The following is a 17046-nucleotide window of genomic DNA, read 5'->3' on the forward strand; positions in this document are numbered from 1 at the left end:
TGTCGAGAGCAGGAGTACACGGTGAGTCAGTTATTGCGAGTGCAGAATTTCGGCGTTTCGAGTGACGGAATAGCCTGCGGTCCGGACCAGAGCTTCGAGAGCCCGTTCGGCCTGGACCACGGTGAAATGTTTGCGTGGGCAGGAGCTACGGCCAGCTGGCCCAATCGCACCGATCCCGGCGGCAGCCGAGGCCTCGACGACTATTTCACGCGGGACTTCTCCAACAACATCGGCGCCGAAATCATGGGCCGCAACAAATTCTCACCCTACCGCGGCCCTTGGGAGAATCTCGAGTGGCAGGGCTGGTGGGGCGACGAGCCACCGTTCCACACCCCGGTTTTTGTCTTGACCCACCACGTGCGGCCGTCGTTCACGCTATCGGACACGACATTCCACTTCGTCGACGCCGACCCCGCGACGGCCCTCGCGCAGGCACGTGAGGCAGCGCAGGGCAAGGACGTTCGACTCGGCGGCGGAGTCAGCACTATCCGTGAATTCCTCGACGCCGATCTGGTCGACACGATGCACATCGCTGTCTCCCCGATCGAATTCGGATCCGGTCTACGACTGTGGGAGACACCTGACGAGTTACTCGACCGCTTCAACCTCGACGTTGTGCCGAGCCCGAGCGGCGTGACGCACCACCTGTTCTGGCGGAAGTGACGTGTTGGGGCAGCTCCGTAAACGGGAGCTGCCCCAACAGTTACGCACTATTCGCCGGTCTCGACCTGGCGCCCCGACTGGTACCACGCCATCGTTCCACCGGCCACCGAAACGGCATTGATGCCGCGAGCCTGCAGATACTCAGCGGCTTGCAAGCTCCGACCACCGACGGCGCAGATGATGTACACCGTTTCCGCGTCCGGAATTTCACCCACGCGAGAGACGAATTCGCTGAGCGGAATGAGCGTCGCACCGGGAACTCGGACCTGAGCGAACTCGTCGGCCTCACGGACGTCGATCAACGGCTCACCCGCTGCCAAAGCCGTGTCCAGTGCATTCAAATCGACTTCCAACATTTCTTCTGCGCCTGCCTTCGTGTTCGCTGCTGTCCGAATAGACGGTACCCGGGCGTTTTCGTGCAGCTCCCTTTACGATCTGACAATGACCAATACGGTTCCCGAAAAGTCCGGTTTTTGGAGTCGCCCCACCGTGTGGAAAGTGCTCCTGCTGATCGTCGTCTACCTGGCGTTCTATCTTGCTGTCGGGCAGGTTACCTCCAGGGTTTTTGCAGACCAGATCGACACGGACAATGTCGTGGCAAGCGCCTCCAGCATCCTCCTCGGCGTCGCATTGCCCATCGCGATCGGCGGGATCGCCCTGCTGGTTTTCACGACAAAGGTCGGCTGGCTGCGCGGCGTCTTCGGCCCACAACCCATTCGTGGGCGGGGTTGGATGTGGATCGGTCCGATCATCGTGGTCGCCGCCATTGTTGCGCATCTGGCGGGAACCGATTGGAGCGCCTGGACCACCGGCGAGGTAATCGCCCTGCTGGTGCTCGGTGCGTGCGTCGGCCTGACCGAGGAATTGGCCACCCGTGGCCTGGCAGTGAAGATGTTGCGCGACGCCGGCCACCGGGAACGCTTTGTCGCCGTCGTGTCTTCACTGGTGTTTGCACTCATGCACACCGTCAACCTCATCGCCGGGATGAAGGCGTCAACCGTTCTGGTCACCGTGGTCTACACCTTCGGTTTCGGTATGTGCATGTACCTGACAATGCGTGTGACGGGCACGATCTGGGCCGCAATCGTGTTACACGGCCTCACCGACCCCACCACAATTCTCTCGACCGGCGGGCTGGACACTTCGGTGACCACGGAAGTGAGCGGCGCCGCCGCCATCACCTCTCTACTGACGGTCCTCTTGGTCGTCTTCGGGGTGATCGCCGTCTTCCTCATTCGAGATCGAATCGGCGAAGATCGGCACACACCCGTCTCGGCCTGACCGACCGCGACCGTACAAGACATACTTGTGCCCATGCCTTCTCGAACCACGTACTCGTTCGCCGTCGTGACTGCATCGTGTCTGCTGGCACTCTCCGGTGCCGTCACTCATGCCACCGCGGGGGTTCCGACAACTCCCGAAGTCGCGACCACCGAATCCATCGCGTCGGAATCGATCAGCGATCTGTATGCAGCCAAGGGTGCGCATGAAGTGGCTGCCGATTCAGTTCCCGGGTACCAACTGTTCTACCCAGCCGGCTTGTCGTCTGATGGCAATCGGCATCCCGTCGTCACCTTCGGCAACGGCAGCTATGCGACTTACGAAGAGTACGAAGCGCTCCTGCAGCATCTCGCTTCTTGGGGTTTTGTCGTTGTGGTGGCCGACAGCAGCGTCACCGGCGACGGGACGGAGATCTTGGGGGCTGCCCAGTACGTCGTCGATCAGAACACCAACGCTGAGAGCATTTTTCACCAGCGGATCGACACCGACAACATTGCCTCGGTCGGACACTCCCAGGGCGCCGGTGGCGCGATCAACGCGGCAACCCAGTCCGCGAATCTGATCACCGCCACGGCGGTACTCGATTTGCCTGACCCGTGGTGGGCCTCGCGACCTGTCGACGTGATCGACGTGGCCCAGTTGACCGGACCGACGTTCTTCATGACCGGCGCCGACGACCCGGTCTCCACCGCCGATCCGCAAGCTGAGTACTTCGACAAAACCGCCGGACCGGCGGTCCGCGGCAGACTGCTTGGCGTCGGCCACAATTGGGCCGCAGATGGCGAAGGATTCCGGGGCTACCTCACCGCGTGGCTGAGATTCACCCTGAGCGGCGACCAGACTGCCGCACGTGCATTTGTCGGCGACTCGGCGGAAATCCTCACCGATCCCCGTTGGGACCGGCAAGCGATCAAGGGTTTGTGATGACGATCTTGCCGTAGGCCTGCCCGGATTTCTGCTGCTCGAAAGCGTCAGCGAGGCGGTCGAGGCTGTAGGAAGAATCTATGACGGGACGAAGCGCCAGGCTCTCCAGCCCGGCGACCATCTCCTCCTGATGTGCACGACTGCCCACCAGAACACCTTCGATGGTGACCTGTTTGGTCAGTAGCGAAGTCAGGTCGATCGACGACGAGGGGCCGTTCATGATGCCAAGCGCGCAGATTCGCCCGCCTGGTCGGACTGCCGCCAGAGATTGGCCGAGGGTGGACGGCCCGCCGACGTCGAGGACGAGGTCGATCCCGCCGCTGAGCCGCATCGCTTCCGAACCCCAGTCCGGGCGCTCACGGTAGTTGACCACGTGATCGGCACCGAGCTCGACCAATCGTGCCATCTTGTCGGGGGCCGACGACGTTGCGATCACCTGAGCTCCAACAGCTTTGGCCAGCTGGACGGCAAACAGCGCCACCGTGCTGGTCCCAGGGATCAACACCGACGACCCCGGGATGATCGGGACTCCGGCAAATAGTGCGCGCCACGCTGACAAACCTGCGGTGGGCAAGGTAGCGGCTTCCTCGTAGGTGTAGTTTCGCGGCATCACTGTCACAGCAGATACCGGCACGGTGACGGTGTCGCGGGCGAACCCGTCGACACCGTCACCCGGCGAATTTCCGAATCCGTCGAAATCCGGTGTGCCGCTCCGCCAATGCGGCAAATAGGTGCTCATCACGCGATCTCCGACGCTGAACTGCGTTACGCCGTCTCCGACCGCAACGACCTCCCCGGCAGCATCGGACAACAGGATCCGCGGACCGTCGGTTGCTATCTCTCCGGTCGCCACGAGGTAGTCATGGTGGTTGAGCGAATTCGCGTGGATCGCGATCGTCACCTCACCCGCACCCGGGCCCGGGGTCTCGATCGTCCTCGATTCGAGGTTGTTCAATCCTCCAGGCGGGAGTACGTACACGGCGCGGTTGGTCATGGTGTGGATCCTCGCACGAATGGTGATCGGGTGACGTTCGGAAAGGGTTCTGCTGCTCAGAGGAGAGAAGCGGTGAACCCTCCGTCGAGAACCAGGCTGCTGCCGTTGCACCACGACGACTGGTCGCTCGCAAAGAACACTGCGGCGGCGGCAACTTCCTCGGTCCGGCCATAGCGCGTCTGCTTCGTGACCATCAAGTCGTCGAATCCCCCGGACTCGAGGCCGAGGGCATTCTCGAAATCCTGCTGGTGACTCTTGACCAGGTCGGTATCGATGAATCCGGGCAGCAATGCATTCGCGCGGATTCCGTGGAAGCGAAGTTCGGCTGACAGGGTTTCGGTGAGATTGCGAACTGCTGCTTTGGCTGCGGCATAGCTGCCGATCAAAGGCGAGCCGGTGGTCGACGAGATCGACGAGATGTTCACGATCGAACCGCCACCGGATGCGACGAGAGCGGGCAGCGAATGACGCACTGTCAAGAACACTCCATCGAGGTTGACCGACATCACTTTCCGCCAGTCCTCGAACGAGGTCTCGATCAGCGGGGTCGTGGTGGCGATACCGGCGTTGGGTACTACGACGTTCAGTCCGCCGAACTCTTCGACCGCTCTGGCGACGAGATCCTTGACCTGCTGTTCGTCGGTGACATCAGTTGTGACAGCGATAGCTCCGTCGATCGAGTCCGCCACTGCCTGTGCTGCGCCACCGTTGATATCGGAGACCACGACCCTCGCGCCCTCCGCCCCGAACGCCCGGGCAATGGCGGCGCCGATTCCGGCACCTGCGCCGGTGACAATTGCAACTTTGTTCGCGAGAAGATCGGACATGTCAGCGTTCCCCTTCAATTCTCGGTCGGGACGTAGAAAAGCAATTCGGGTCCGGTGTCGCCGGTGGTCGCGATGGCCTCGGACATGTCGAGAGTTCCGTCGCCCAAACCACTTCCCAACGCCTGCGCGGTGCCCGCGAGATCTTCCGTGTCGAGTTGATAGATGCTCAGGTAGCGGCGCGCGGGCAATGCATCCTCGGGCAGCAACTGCACATCCGCCAGGAAGAATCTGGAGGCGGAGACAACTCCGGGCACTCGTTCGACGACCTGCGGAATATGCACGTCGTCGTACCAGCGGTTGAACGCATCCTCCGAAGACGGATCGGCGGGGTGTACGTGTGCGACGAGAATCGCTGTGCTCATGAAGTTCCTCTTCGACTCGAAGTGCTTTTGGTTCAGCGCGTTTGGAAGGCGACGATATTCACGCGCAAGGCAACTGACCGCGGCTGCGTGTGGTGAATCGATCGCGCTCAAGCGACAACCCTAGGGAGCAAATGTGACCCGCACCATATGCTCGGAGGTCAGAGTTGAGCTCCACATTTGTCCTCTCGGCACAAAACTGTCTCTCGGCACTAACACGGTGGCCAGAATCAGGCGTTAACGGAAGTCTCGCGATTTGGCCGTAACTCGCAGATCCATCAGCTGCATCCGGTCTGCCACGACGGTGACAGCGCCTTCTGCATTCTGCACCTTCCCTCGAATAAGCAACGCCGGCGCCGTATTTGCCAATTTTCGGTACTTTGCCCACAACCCCACCGAACACACGACGTTGACCATGCCGGTTTCGTCCTCGAGGTTGATGAACGTGACGCCCGCAGCTGTGGCCGGACGCTGCCGGTGTGTGACTGCTCCCCCCACCAGCACACGGTCACCGTCCGGGATGTCGAGAAGTCTCGACGCCGGCACCACGCCGAGCGCGTCGAGCTGTGGGCGGAGGAATTGTGTCGGGTACGTGTCGGGAGATACTCCTGTCGCCCAGACATCCGCCGCCGCTAATTCGACGTCGCTCATGCCGGGCAGGGTGGGAGCTGTGACCGACGCACCGATACCGGGCAAGCGGTCGGGGCGCTCCCCCGCCGCAGCGCCCGCTGCCCACAGCGCTTCTCTACGCGAGATACCGAAGCTGGCTAGCGCACCGGCGGTCGCCAGCGATTCAGCTTGTGCGGTAGTCAGTTCCACCCGCCCGGTCAGATCGAGAAACGACGTGAACGGTCCACCGAGGTCGCGCTGTTCGACAATTTTCTCGGCGAGTGCATCGCCGATGTTGCGCACTTCCCCCAGCCCCAGCCGAACCTCGAATCCACCTGCCTCGACGGTGGCATGCGCGAGGCTGACATTGATGTCTGCACCGTGTACCTGCACTCCGTGCCGGCGCGCATCGGCAACCAAGGACTGCGGCGAGTAGAAACCCATGGGCTGCGCGCGCAGAAGTCCGGCGCAGAACGCAGCGGGATGATGAAGTTTGAACCACGAGGAGTAGAAGACCAGCGCGGCAAAACTCTGTGAATGGCTTTCCGGGAAACCGAAATTAGCGAATGCATACAGCTTTTCGTAGATCCGGTCGGCAACCTCGTCACCGATGCCGTGTAGGTCTCGCATGCCCTGATAGAACCTCGCGCGCAGTTGTTCCATCTTCTCGGTGGAGCGTTTCGATCCCATTGCCCGACGCAATTGATCGGCCTCGGACGGCGTGAAGCCCGCAACGTCGACGGCCATCTGCATCAACTGTTCCTGGAACAGCGGAACCCCCAACGTGCGTTCGAGTGCCTTCTCGAGCGACGGATGGTCGTAGGACACAGGTTCGAGTTTGTTGCGCCGACGAATGTACGGATGCACTGATCCGCCTTGGATCGGCCCCGGACGGATGAGCGCGACCTCGACTACCAGGTCGTAGAAGTTTCGAGGCTTCAGACGCGGCAGTGTCGCCATCTGCGCACGTGATTCCACTTGGAACACACCCACCGAATCTGCCCGCTGCAACATCTCGTACACCGCTGTTTCCGACAGATCGAGTTGCGCCAAATCGACTGTGATGCCTTTGTGTTCGGCTACCAGGTCCATCATGTAGTGCAAAGCTGAGAGCATGCCGAGGCCGAGCAGATCGAACTTGACCAGCCCAGCGGCAGCGCAATCGTCCTTGTCCCATTGCAGGACACTGCGATTGGCCATCCGCGCCCACTCCACCGGGCAGACGTCGGCGATGGGACGATCGCAGATGACCATGCCGCCTGAGTGGATACCGAGGTGCCGCGGATAGCCTTCGATCTGCGCCGCCAGTTCGAGTACCGGACGCGGAATATCGGTATCCGCATTCTTGTCGATACCACCCCACCGGCCGACCTGCTTACTCCACGCATCTTGCTGTCCCTGCGAAAAGCCCAGCGCCCGAGCCATGTCCCGCACCGACGACTTTCCTCGATAGGTGATGACATTGGCGACCTGCGCGGCATACGTACGCCCGTACTTCGCGTACACGTGCTGGATCGCCTCTTCCCGGCGGTCGGACTCGATGTCCACGTCGATGTCCGGCGGGCCGTCACGTTCAGGCGCAAGAAACCTCTCGAACAGCAGTTTGTTGCGAACCGGATCGACATTGGTGATGCCGATCGCGTAACACACCGCCGAGTTCGCAGCGGAACCTCTTCCCTGACAGAGGATGTCGTTGTTCTTGCAGAACGACACGATGTCATGCACCACCAGGAAATATCCGGGAAAGTTCAATCCCTCGATGATGGCAAGTTCATGTTCGAGCTGTTCGTATGCCTTCGGTGCACCTTCCGGCGGTCCGTAGCGTTCCAGCGCCCCCACCATGGTGAGCTCACGCAACCACGACGCCTCGGTATGCCCGGCTGGCACGTCGAACGGTGGCAATTTGGGCGCGATGAGCTTGAGATCGAAAGCGCACTCACGACCAAGATCGGCGGCACCACTGACAGCCTCGGGATAGAGCGAGAACAGTGCCGCCATCTCCGCGCCGGACCGCAGGTGCGCTCCGCCGGTAGGGGCCAACCATCCTGCTGCCTCGTCCAAGCTTTGACGCGACCGTACAGCCGCCATTGCCATGGCGAGGCGTCGACGCGGAGGAGCGGCGAAGTGCGCGGCGGTGGTCGCCACCGTACGTAGTCCATGCTCTCTCGCCAATTCGGCCAGAACGGCATTGCGCTCGTCGTCCTCCGCCAACCCATGATGAGTGAGTTCCACCGACACTCGCTCCGCCCCGAAACGCTCGACCAGATCCCCCAAGGCATCCGCCGCTGCTTCGCGACCACCCGACGTCAAGGCTTGCCGCACATGACCTTTCCGGCACCCGGTCAGGATCTGCCAGTGGCCACCGGCTGCTTCGGTCAGCACGTCGTAGTCGTACTGCAGTTTGCCCTTCTCGCCGCCCGCCAGATGCGCGGCAGCGATCTCCCGCGAGAGCCGGCGATACCCTTCCTGCCCACGGGCAAGTACCAGGAGGTGCGTTCCACCGGGATCTGCCGTGCCGGTTCTGGGTACCGAATCCAGAGACAACTCGGCCCCGAACACGGTGCGCATTCCCCATTCACGTGCGGCTTCCGCAAACCTCACCACGCCGTAGAAGCCGTCGTGATCGGTGACGGCGATAGCTTCGAGCCCGAGACGCACTGCTTCCTCGACCAGCTCTTCCGGCGGTGATGCACCGTCGAGGAAACTGAAGGCCGAGTGAGCGTGCAGTTCTGCGTAAGGAATTACACCGGCACCACGGGTGAGCTCGCCCGCGTGGTACTCGCCGCGCTTTCTTGACCAGGCGGGGCTGTCGCTTCCATCGCCCGGAAACAAATCCTCGTGTTCCACACGGCCGGGTCGTCCGGAAAGCACCCGTTCCATCTCGGACCACGTCGGCGGCCCATTTCCCCAACCCACACTGACCTCGCACCTGATCGAGTCGGCCGTCAGGGACGACCGACTGCTCGAGGATGCCGAAAGGGAAGACGCACCACATGCATCGAACTGATGTTCGATGCAGATTCAGTCTGACAGGTCACTCACCCACAGTCAACAGAGCGAATCTCAACCCTCACCGTCTCGTCACATTCAGATGTACGCATGTCTGCACTCCGTTCACTTTCGCCCCAGATCATTAGCGGCGTTCATAATCTCCATCCATACTGTTTCCAGGAGTACTACTCGTATGTCGTTCTCGCGCAACACACGTAGGTTGACGGCCGTCGCCGGCGCCGTCGCCGTTCTGGCCGCTGCCGGCTGCAGCAGCAGCGCCGACGAGGCCACCGGCTCGAACGGCGCGACCGTCGATCGCGCCGCGACCGGCGAACTGTCCTCGAACGGTGGCGCTCGTCGCATCGACGGTGATCAGTCGGCCGCAGTGCGCGACGCCGTCAATGCCTCCGGCGCGAAGAACGTCATCCTCCTGATCGGGGACGGCATGGGCGACTCGGAGATCACCGCCGCACGCAACTACGCCGAAGGCGCTGCGGGCAGCTTCCCCGGCCTCGACGCCCTGCCGATCACCGGCCAGTACACGCACTACGCACTGACCAAGGACGGCAAGCCCGACTACGTCACCGACTCCGCAGCCAGCGGATCGGCATGGTCCACCGGCACCAAGACCTACAACGGCGCGATTTCCGTCGACATCAAGGGGCAGGCCCAGTCGACCGTCCTCGAGATCGCCAAGGCGAACGGCAAGGCCACCGGCAACGTCTCCACCGCCGAGGTGCAGGACGCCACCCCCGCAGTGCAGGTCGCGCACGTCAGTGGCCGCAAGTGCTACGGACCGGAGGCGACGTCCAAGTCCTGCCCGGAGAACGCCCTCGAGAACGGCGGCAAGGGATCGATCAGCGAACAGCTCCTCGACACCCGCGCCGACGTCACCTTTGCCGGCGGCGCCAAGTCCTTCGCCGAGACTGCGAAAGCCGGTGACTGGCAGGGCAAGACACTCAATGAGCAGGCCGCCGCCCGTGGCTACCAGCTGGTGAAGAACGCCGCCGAGATGAACGAGGTCGGCAAGGCCGATCAGGATGCACCCGTGCTCGGCTTGTTCGCCGACGGCAACATGCCCGTCCGCTGGGAAGGATCCGTCGCCACCCGCGACGGTTACCTGCAGCCCGCCGAAACCTGCGTCGACAACCCCAAGCGAACCTCCGACGTACCCAAGCTCGCGGACATGACTCAGAAGGCCATCGACCTACTGAAGGTCAACGACAACGGATTCTTCCTCCAGGTCGAAGGTGCCTCGATCGACAAGCAGGATCACGCAGCCAACGCATGCGGTCAGATCGGTGAAACCGTCGACCTCGACGAAGCTGTGCAGAAGGCACTCGAATTTGCGAAGACCGACGGAGAAACCCTGGTCATCGTCACAGCCGACCACGCTCACACCAGCCAGATCGTCACCAATGTCAGCGCCGACGACATCGCCACCATCGCCAAGGACCAGAACATCCCGGTCGAGCGCGCCCAGGAAATCGTCTACCCCGGCCTGACCCGCAAGCTGACCACCAAGGACGGCTCGGAGATGACGATCAGCTACGGAACGTCCGAGGATCCGGCCGTCGAGTCCGAAGGACACACCGGAACTCAGTTGCGCGTAGCAGCTTTCGGCCCGCATGCGGCCAACGTCAGCGGTCTCACGGACCAGACCGACCTGTTCTTCACGATGACCGACGCGCTGGGACTCGACCGTTCCAAGGTCGCAGCTCACTGATCCGATAACACCTGAATCCGCCCACCCACAGTCACACCAGAGCGGCCAAGGCGCGCACCCGATCTTCGGGTGCGCGCTTCGGGCAACTGGTGCATTTGCCTTCACCGGGTACCTCGTAGATCAGGCAGCACGACGCCCGCTGCGTGAATCTGCGTCGCCCGAACGCCACCGGCGTCAATGGATTACTTACGCGCACAGCAGATTCTCTGCGATCCACGTCCACGAAACGCGGGACCGGAATGCCCGGGTTCTCACCGCGGAGAACTTCGATCAGACCGGCCGCAAATGCACTTCCGCGCTCCCGCGCATTACCGGCGGCATCGAGGCTGCGATTGGCGATGGAGTCCGTTGTGATCGCCCACAGCGCCTGCTGCCGAACGCCGGACACCTCGGCGAGTACCTCGATCACGGGATTGAGCGAGCGGAACATCGCGTGGCCCAACTCCGCCACACTCCGCGAGATCGGAATGACCGATCCGGCAGCAAAACCGCCCAGATAGCCGTTGTCACGCAAGAAGATCCGCCCACCGTCCAACGATGGATCGGCCGCGAACCCGGTGACCATCCCGGTTCCGATCGGAATGCCGGTCAGCGTCGAGCTGGCCGAGTACCACCACAACGTGCCGTTCACTCGACTGTCCGCACTCCCCCATCGCTCTGCCGTATCGGCGACACGTGCTGCCAACCACTGGGGGTCGGTCATCAACACCGCGGGCACCGTATCCGGATACGCGCTCAGGTTGTCGAAGAACGGCACAGCTACTGCCATACGGGCGTAGATCCCGGCCACCGATTCCGTCATGCCAGCCCCAATATCTCCATCCGCGGACGTACTCCGCGTTCGACTCGCGCCCTGATGCCGAAAACCTCGGCCAACAACGGCTCGTCCAACACCTCGACCGTAGACCCACACGCGCGGAGTTCACCTTCGGTGAGCACGGCAAGGTTGTCGCAGTACTCGACCGCCAACCGTAGATCGTGCATCGTGACCACAACTGCGAGCCCCGCCGACGCAAGTTCGGTAAGCAGTTCCATCACGATCAACTGGTGACGAAGATCGAGATGATTGGTCGGCTCGTCCAACAACAGAACCTTGGGCTCCTGAGCCAATGCGCGAGCTATCGAGACACGTTGCCGCTCACCACCCGACAGGGTCGATACGTCTCGTCCGGCAAGCTCGACCAAACCGACCTGCTCGATGCACCGGTCCACGATGGCGGTATCGCGCTCCGTGCTTCGGTCCAACCAGCTGCGGTGCGGAGTTCGTCCGAGCGCGATCGATTCACGAACCGAAAGTCCTGCCGAGACAGTAGGTTCCTGAACACTTGCCGAGACAGTTCGGGCGATGTCCTTACGCGAGAGCGTCGTCGAGTCGACTTGATCGATCAGAACTGCGCCACCTGTCGGCGTCAAAGCGTTGTAGCAGCAGCGCAGCGCCGTCGTCTTGCCACTCCCGTTCGGCCCGACCAAGCCCAATATTTCACCGGACTTGACTGCGAAAGTGATGCCGCGCAACACTTCGCGATTTCCGAGCCGCGCCCGGGTCTCGACGAGTTCGAGCAGGGGCGCAGTTTCGGAGTCTTTCGGGAGTGTCACTGTTCTGGTCTGTGTCACTGTTCTGGCCTGTGTCACTGCTCGAGCCTCCGATACTGCCTGTAGAGCATCCAGACGAAGATCGGTGCACCCACGAGGGCCGTGATCACTCCGACCGGAACTTCAGTGGATTGTGCCACCGAGCGCGCAGCGGTATCCGCGGCAACCATCGCGACGGCGCCCAGCAGGGCTGCAGCAGGGAGCAGTCGAATTGCTCTGGTGCCGACGATGAAGCCGGCCAGATGCGGGATCAGCAGACCGATGAAACCGATTCCACCGGCAACGCTGACTGCTGCGCCCGCCAGTACGGAGACCGCGAGCAAGGACAACACACGGAACCGTCGGACGTTCATACCGAGTGCAGCAGCCCCGTCGTCACCGGTCTGCAAAACGTCCATCCATCGCGAACTGAATAGAAGGGCTGTGCCGACGACGACCAGTGTGATCGTCGGGAAGATCAGCGTCGACCATCGTGCATCACCGAATCCGCCGGCGAGCCAATGCATAACTCCAGTGATGTGACGCTCGTCTGCAATCACCAAAAGACAAAAAGTGATCAATGCCGAAAATATCTGTCCGAGCGCAACACCCACAAGAATGATTGCAGTCGGCTGCGGATATCTACCACCAATCAGCAACGCGAGGAACAACGGAATCATCGCTCCGATGAACGCGGCAACAGGAATCGTGAATACGCCGAGCATTCCGGCTCCGATCCCCAGAACCGTAACCAAAACCACCATGAATCCTGCGCCCGACGAGACTCCGAGCAGATACGGATCGGCAAGCGGATTACGGGTGACAGCTTGAGCAACTGCACCTGCCATGGCCAACGAAGCACCCACTACCGCGGCAGTGAGTGCACGTGGCAGGCGGGAGTCGATCACGATCGACTCCCGCGCCGCGGTCCACCACGTCTCGAAAGTCCCTGGCGCCAATCGAGCTCCGACTATCGCCCAGACGTCACCGACGGGAATGCGGACCGACCCGAAAGACACCGCCAGCCCCATGACCACGGCAAGCGCAACACACAGGACTGCAAGCAAAGCGGTATAGCTGGAACGAGATCTGGTCACTGTGCCGGAACTACGCCCGGATGCAGACCCGCCGCGATGGTCTGGGCCGAGCGCACCAGACGAGGGCTCTCGAAGAAGTCGTCGAGAGGAATGACCACGAATCGATTCTGTTGGACGGCGGGAGTGGTGGCCATGACGGGATGTGACTTCAGGAAATCGATCTTCGCTTGGGCGTTCTCAGATCCGTAGTCCAGAACGACGATCGCCTGTGGCGCACGCTCACCCACGACCTCCCATGTGGTCTTGACGTATGGGCGCTCGCCCTCGGAGTAGATGTTCGTCGCTCCCGCGTAGCCGGCGACGAGCTGACCGACACCCACTCCACCGATCGTCGTCGGAACGTCCTTGCCGCCGTCATAGAAGAATGTCGGCACCGGCGGTGCATCTCCGACTGCCGCCTTCACCGCATCGAGCCCTTGCGTTACCTGATCGGTGACCTCGGCTGCTTCACCTTCGACGCCGAGGATTCTCCCCAACTGCTCGTAGTCGTTTTCCAGCATCGAGATGTCGGGGAATCCCTGGCCGCAGTACTCGGAGAACAGGAACGTGTTGATTCCGCGTTCGGCGAACAGGTCCCGCGAACGGCCTTCCTTCTCTTGAAAGGCGCTGCTCATACCTCCGACGACAAAATCGGGATCGAGATCGAGAATCTGCTCGGTGGTCGGGTATTCCTTGGCGAGGTTGGTGATCTTCGCGAACTGCTCGGCGGTCTCGGGGGTTGGTGTGCTGTCGCCGTATCCCATCCCGACGATCCGGTCACCGACGCCCATCTCGATGAGTACTTCGGTGACGTGATCGTTCATGGTGATGATCCGCTGGGGTGGCGAATCGAATGTTACTTCTCGATCGCAGTTCGTGATGGAAACCGGCTGCGTAAAGGATTCGGTGGTTGAAGAACCACCAGCCGCTTCGCCTTTGGAACAACCTGCCGAAACCAAGGCGACCGCGATGAGAACAGCGGCGGCGCGGGACGGGGAGAACTGAAGTGACACGGGGACCTCGTAAGGGCTCTGAGCCACGAATGAGAATCCGACAGACAACTCCGCCCGCACGCTGATCCTCGGCCAGAGCTCCTGCTGGACTTCCTTTTCGTAGACCACGACGAATGGATGTCGCACACCGCGCGGCGGGTAATCGGGCTTGCCGACACTCGGTGACTACCGAGAATCGACCTACCGTTGCGGGTCAGCGCCGGATTCGGACCGGCTTCCCCCACACGCGCGGCTTGCAAGTGCTTCGAGCAGTATGCATGACGTTTCCGATTCAAGACCAAACGCCCACTACAGTCGATCTGGCCAGACGCCCCCACACACCGGAGTTGATACATGACACGCTGGGCCCAAACCGTCGTCGCCCGGAAATGGTGGGTACTGAGCCTCGCGGTTCTGATAGTTCTCATCAGTGGGGTGTGGGGACTCGGAGTGTTCGGCAAGCTCAGCCAGGGCGGCTTCATAGATCCGGGCAGCGACTCCGCGAAGGTCGCCGACATCATCGAAGACAATCTCGGACCGCAGACCCCGGACATCATCGCGATCTACTCACCCACCGACGGTAAGACCCTCGACGACATCGGGCCGGCAGTAACGGCCGCCGTCGACCAGTTCAAAACGGAAGTGCCGACCGCGTCGGTGAAGTCGTATTGGGGAACAGACGCCGCGGCCAAGGCCAGCCTGCTCTCGAACGACGGATCCATGGCGGCCGTTGCGATCACGTTGGCACCGGACTCGGGCGTCACACCGGCCACTTTCGCCGATCTCTTGCCGAAGCTCGAAGTCGAAGGTGCCGAGGCACAATTCGCGGGTAACACCGTCGTCGGCGTCGCATTCAACACCAAGCTCGAGAAGGACCTGGTGGTCGCCGAAGCCATCGCCATTCCGATCACTCTGGTGCTGTTGGTCTTCATCTTCGGCGGCATCGTCGCTGCTGCCGTGCCCGTGTTCGTGGGTGTACTCAGTGTCCTGAGCGCTTTGGCGGTTCTGCGAATCCTCACGCTGATCACCGATGTGTCCTCGTTCTCGATCAACGTCGCTTCTCTTCTCGGGTTGGGACTGGCCATCGACTACGGACTGTTCGTGGTCGGCCGGTTCCGTGAAGAACTGAATTCGGGCTCGGACCCGGGAGCGGCTGCTCAGCGGACAGTTCTGACCGCGGGTCGCACCGTCATGTTCTCGGGTCTACTGCTGATCTGTGCGTTCAGCGGCATGCTCGTATTCCCCCAGGCCGTCATCCGGTCTCTGGGCTTCGGCGCGATCGCCGCAGTATTGAGCGCGGCCGTCCTGTCGCTGACCGCTGTGCCTGCGCTGCTTGCCATTCTGGGGCATCGCATCAACGCCCTGACGTGGCGCAAGGATGCGGCGCAACGCGGCGAGGAACGCTCGCGCAGGTTCTGGGGCCGCGTCGTCACGTGGGTGATGAAGCGTCCGGTCGCAGTCTCGGTGACGATCGTGGCTGTGCTGCTCGTGATGGCCTCGCCGCTGCTCGGCGCCCGGCTGGGAGAACTCTCGTACACCGCACTACCGGACAACGACCCCGCTCGCGTTGCAATGGACACGTTGGTCAACGACTTCCCGCAAACCGGAAACGGCGCAACGATGATCCTTCAGGCCGAGGACGGGAACACTCTCACCCCGGCCGAAGGTGCAGCGATCGCCGAGTCCGCCGGTCGAGTCGAGGGCATCGGTCAGGCGACCGTCGTCGCGAGCACCAATCAACTCGTCGCGGTTCAGGCTCTCTACAGCGAGGGCTCTACACCCCAATCACAGAGCGCCGCAGTGACAGATCTGCGTGCGATCTCCGCTCCCGACGGAACGGTGCTGCTTGTCGGCGGCGGTCAAGCCATGGTCGACGACGGCAACAACGCCGTCCTGCACTGGCTACCGGTGATGATCCTCATCATGGTCGGATCCACCCTGATCCTGTTGTTCCTCGCGTTCGGTTCGGTGGTGCTGCCGATCAAGGCGGTGCTGATGGCAGCCCTGAGTCTCGCGACCACCTTCGGTGTCCTCACCTTCGTCTTCCAGGACGGACACGGCGTCGAACTCCTCGGGGTCAGTCAAACTCCGCTGGAGGCGACGTTTGTCGTGCTCATCCTGGCGGTGGTGTTCGGATTGTCCACGGACTACGAGGTTTTCCTGATGTCACGGATGGTCGAGGCCAAGAACGCGGGAGCGACGACAGAGGAAGCGGTCAAGTTCGGAACCGAGCGCACCGGCCGCATCGTGACGGCTGCCGCCTTACTCCTGATAGTGGTGACGGGGGCCTTCGCAATGTCAGGGCTGTCAGTGATGAAGTTCCTGGGCGTCGGCATGATCGTCGCGCTGATCGTCGACGCGACCATCATCCGCATGTTGCTCGTGCCCTCGCTAGTGAAGTTGATGGGCGAAGCGAACTGGTGGGCTCCTGTGTGGATGAAAAAGGTTCACGCGAAGGTCGGCATCGGCCACTGATCGCGACTGGATCATGTCGCTGAAGAGTCCCTGGGATCCTGCGGAGAGCCGTGTTTGACTAGGGGTCGTGGATGACTTACCTGAGAGTGTTGTGGTCGGCTCAGCAGTGTTTTCGCGTGTCGACTCGGACGATTCGTTGGCGTGCTGGACATCGAGCATCGATGTCCAGGGGGTCGGTGACTCCAGGCCGGTGAGTCTGGTTATCGAGCCGGCCACCGTGCCGGAGTCTGCGGTGTGTGAGCTCGCTGCGACCGTGATGGCCCGGTTCGGTGAGTTTGCCGAAGTCGCCGCCGATTACCTGCGTCAACAGCTGCGTGGGCCACAGTTCGGCCTCCGCCACTCCGAACTCGTGGAGTTGGACGCCACGGAGTCACTGTTCGGCGAACCTGAGGCGGTGATCTGGGCTGACGGAACCTGGCTGCTGCGGTTCGCTGAGTCAAGGCTCGAGATGGCCGATCCTTTCGGGATCGGTGTTCTGTTCGAAGGAACGACTCCGTATGCGGTCGAGGACTTGTCGGGCGCTGAACCGGCCTAGGGTTTGCCGGCCTGTCCACGCC

15 protein-coding genes and 1 riboswitch are annotated in these 17046 nt (G+C 62.0%); of the genes, 6 read left to right on the forward strand and 9 right to left on the reverse strand.

Annotation, left to right across the window (positions count from 1 at the left end; all coding sequences use genetic code 11):
- Positions 1–21: 21 nt before the first annotated feature.
- Positions 22–663 carry a dihydrofolate reductase family protein gene (locus ABIE52_RS11795; protein ID WP_003940771.1) on the forward strand — a complete coding sequence of 214 codons (642 nt, stop codon included), beginning with the start codon at positions 22–24 and terminating at the stop codon, positions 661–663.
- A 47-nt stretch (positions 664–710) separates the two neighbouring features.
- On the opposite strand, the gene ABIE52_RS11800 is transcribed toward ABIE52_RS11795, so the two are convergent.
- The gene (locus ABIE52_RS11800) at positions 711–1019 is read right to left on the reverse strand and encodes a rhodanese-like domain-containing protein (protein ID WP_003940684.1); all 309 of its coding nucleotides are present in this window, start codon (positions 1017–1019) and stop codon (positions 711–713) included.
- A gap of 85 nt (positions 1020–1104) precedes the next feature.
- Here ABIE52_RS11800 and ABIE52_RS11805 point away from each other — a divergent pair, with 85 nt between their 5' ends.
- Both ABIE52_RS11805 and ABIE52_RS11810 read left to right on the forward strand, forming a co-directional pair.
- Positions 1105–1944 carry a CPBP family intramembrane glutamic endopeptidase gene (locus tag ABIE52_RS11805; protein ID WP_039972807.1) on the forward strand — a complete coding sequence of 280 codons (840 nt, stop codon included), beginning with the start codon at positions 1105–1107 and terminating at the stop codon, positions 1942–1944.
- A gap of 33 nt (positions 1945–1977) precedes the next feature.
- A complete protein-coding gene (locus ABIE52_RS11810) occupies positions 1978–2868 on the forward strand; it encodes a dienelactone hydrolase family protein (protein ID WP_007727417.1) in 891 nt (296 codons plus the stop codon).
- On the opposite strand, the gene ABIE52_RS11815 is transcribed toward ABIE52_RS11810, so the two are convergent.
- The 4 genes from ABIE52_RS11815 to ABIE52_RS11830 all read right to left on the reverse strand — a co-directional run bounded on the left by ABIE52_RS11815 (position 2855) and on the right by ABIE52_RS11830 (position 8573).
- On the reverse strand, positions 2855–3862 hold the full coding sequence (locus tag ABIE52_RS11815) for a zinc-dependent alcohol dehydrogenase family protein (RefSeq protein WP_007727420.1): 1008 nt from the start codon (positions 3860–3862) through the stop codon (positions 2855–2857). The two genes, ABIE52_RS11810 and ABIE52_RS11815, sit on opposite strands and share 14 nt — an antisense overlap.
- A 56-nt stretch (positions 3863–3918) precedes the next feature.
- A complete protein-coding gene (locus ABIE52_RS11820) occupies positions 3919–4689 on the reverse strand; it encodes a glucose 1-dehydrogenase (RefSeq protein WP_003940866.1) in 771 nt (256 codons plus the stop codon).
- 14 nt (positions 4690–4703) lie between these two features.
- On the reverse strand, positions 4704–5051 hold the full coding sequence (locus tag ABIE52_RS11825; protein WP_192712576.1) for a hypothetical protein: 348 nt from the start codon (positions 5049–5051) through the stop codon (positions 4704–4706).
- Between the two features lie 234 nt (positions 5052–5285).
- On the reverse strand, positions 5286–8573 hold the full coding sequence (locus ABIE52_RS11830) for an error-prone DNA polymerase (RefSeq protein WP_007727426.1): 3288 nt from the start codon (positions 8571–8573) through the stop codon (positions 5286–5288).
- Positions 8574–8841: 268 nt separating this feature from the next.
- On the opposite strand from ABIE52_RS11830, the gene phoA reads away from it, so the two are divergent.
- Positions 8842–10374 (forward strand): alkaline phosphatase, encoded by a 1533-nt coding sequence (phoA, locus tag ABIE52_RS11835; protein ID WP_003940796.1) that lies wholly within the window; start codon positions 8842–8844, stop codon positions 10372–10374.
- Between the two features lie 31 nt (positions 10375–10405).
- On the opposite strand, the gene ABIE52_RS11840 is transcribed toward phoA, so the two are convergent.
- From ABIE52_RS11840 to ABIE52_RS11855, 4 genes are read right to left on the reverse strand one after another with little or no spacing between them, the layout of a single operon-like run.
- Positions 10406–11176, reverse strand: coding sequence for a (2Fe-2S)-binding protein (locus ABIE52_RS11840; RefSeq protein ID WP_003940787.1), 771 nt, complete (start codon positions 11174–11176; stop codon positions 10406–10408).
- On the reverse strand, positions 11173–11970 hold the full coding sequence (locus tag ABIE52_RS11845) for an ABC transporter ATP-binding protein (protein WP_083197714.1): 798 nt from the start codon (positions 11968–11970) through the stop codon (positions 11173–11175). Before ABIE52_RS11845 ends, ABIE52_RS11840 begins: the two co-directional genes overlap by 4 nt.
- Positions 11971–12002: 32 nt before the next feature.
- Complete coding sequence (locus ABIE52_RS11850; protein ID WP_007727434.1) at positions 12003–13043, reverse strand: FecCD family ABC transporter permease; 1041 nt, start codon at positions 13041–13043, stop codon at positions 12003–12005.
- Positions 13040–14035, reverse strand: a complete 996-nt coding sequence (locus tag ABIE52_RS11855) for an ABC transporter substrate-binding protein (RefSeq protein WP_030535103.1) — start codon at positions 14033–14035, stop codon at positions 13040–13042. The genes ABIE52_RS11850 and ABIE52_RS11855 overlap by 4 nt, the downstream gene beginning before the upstream one ends.
- Before the next feature lie 116 nt (positions 14036–14151).
- A riboswitch (cobalamin riboswitch) is annotated at positions 14152–14297 on the reverse strand.
- A gap of 71 nt (positions 14298–14368) precedes the next feature.
- On the opposite strand from ABIE52_RS11855, the gene ABIE52_RS11860 reads away from it, so the two are divergent.
- Both ABIE52_RS11860 and ABIE52_RS11865 read left to right on the forward strand, forming a co-directional pair.
- Positions 14369–16489: an MMPL family transporter gene (locus tag ABIE52_RS11860; protein WP_192712577.1), complete on the forward strand. Its 2121-nt coding sequence runs from the start codon at positions 14369–14371 to the stop codon at positions 16487–16489.
- Positions 16490–16556: 67 nt separating this feature from the next.
- Positions 16557–17024 (forward strand): hypothetical protein, encoded by a 468-nt coding sequence (locus tag ABIE52_RS11865; RefSeq protein ID WP_230359679.1) that lies wholly within the window; start codon positions 16557–16559, stop codon positions 17022–17024.
- Positions 17025–17046: the final 22 nt, after the last annotated feature.

The organism is Rhodococcus sp. OAS809, assembly GCF_040546695.1.
GTDB classification, from domain to species: domain Bacteria; phylum Actinomycetota; class Actinomycetes; order Mycobacteriales; family Mycobacteriaceae; genus Rhodococcus_F; species Rhodococcus_F qingshengii.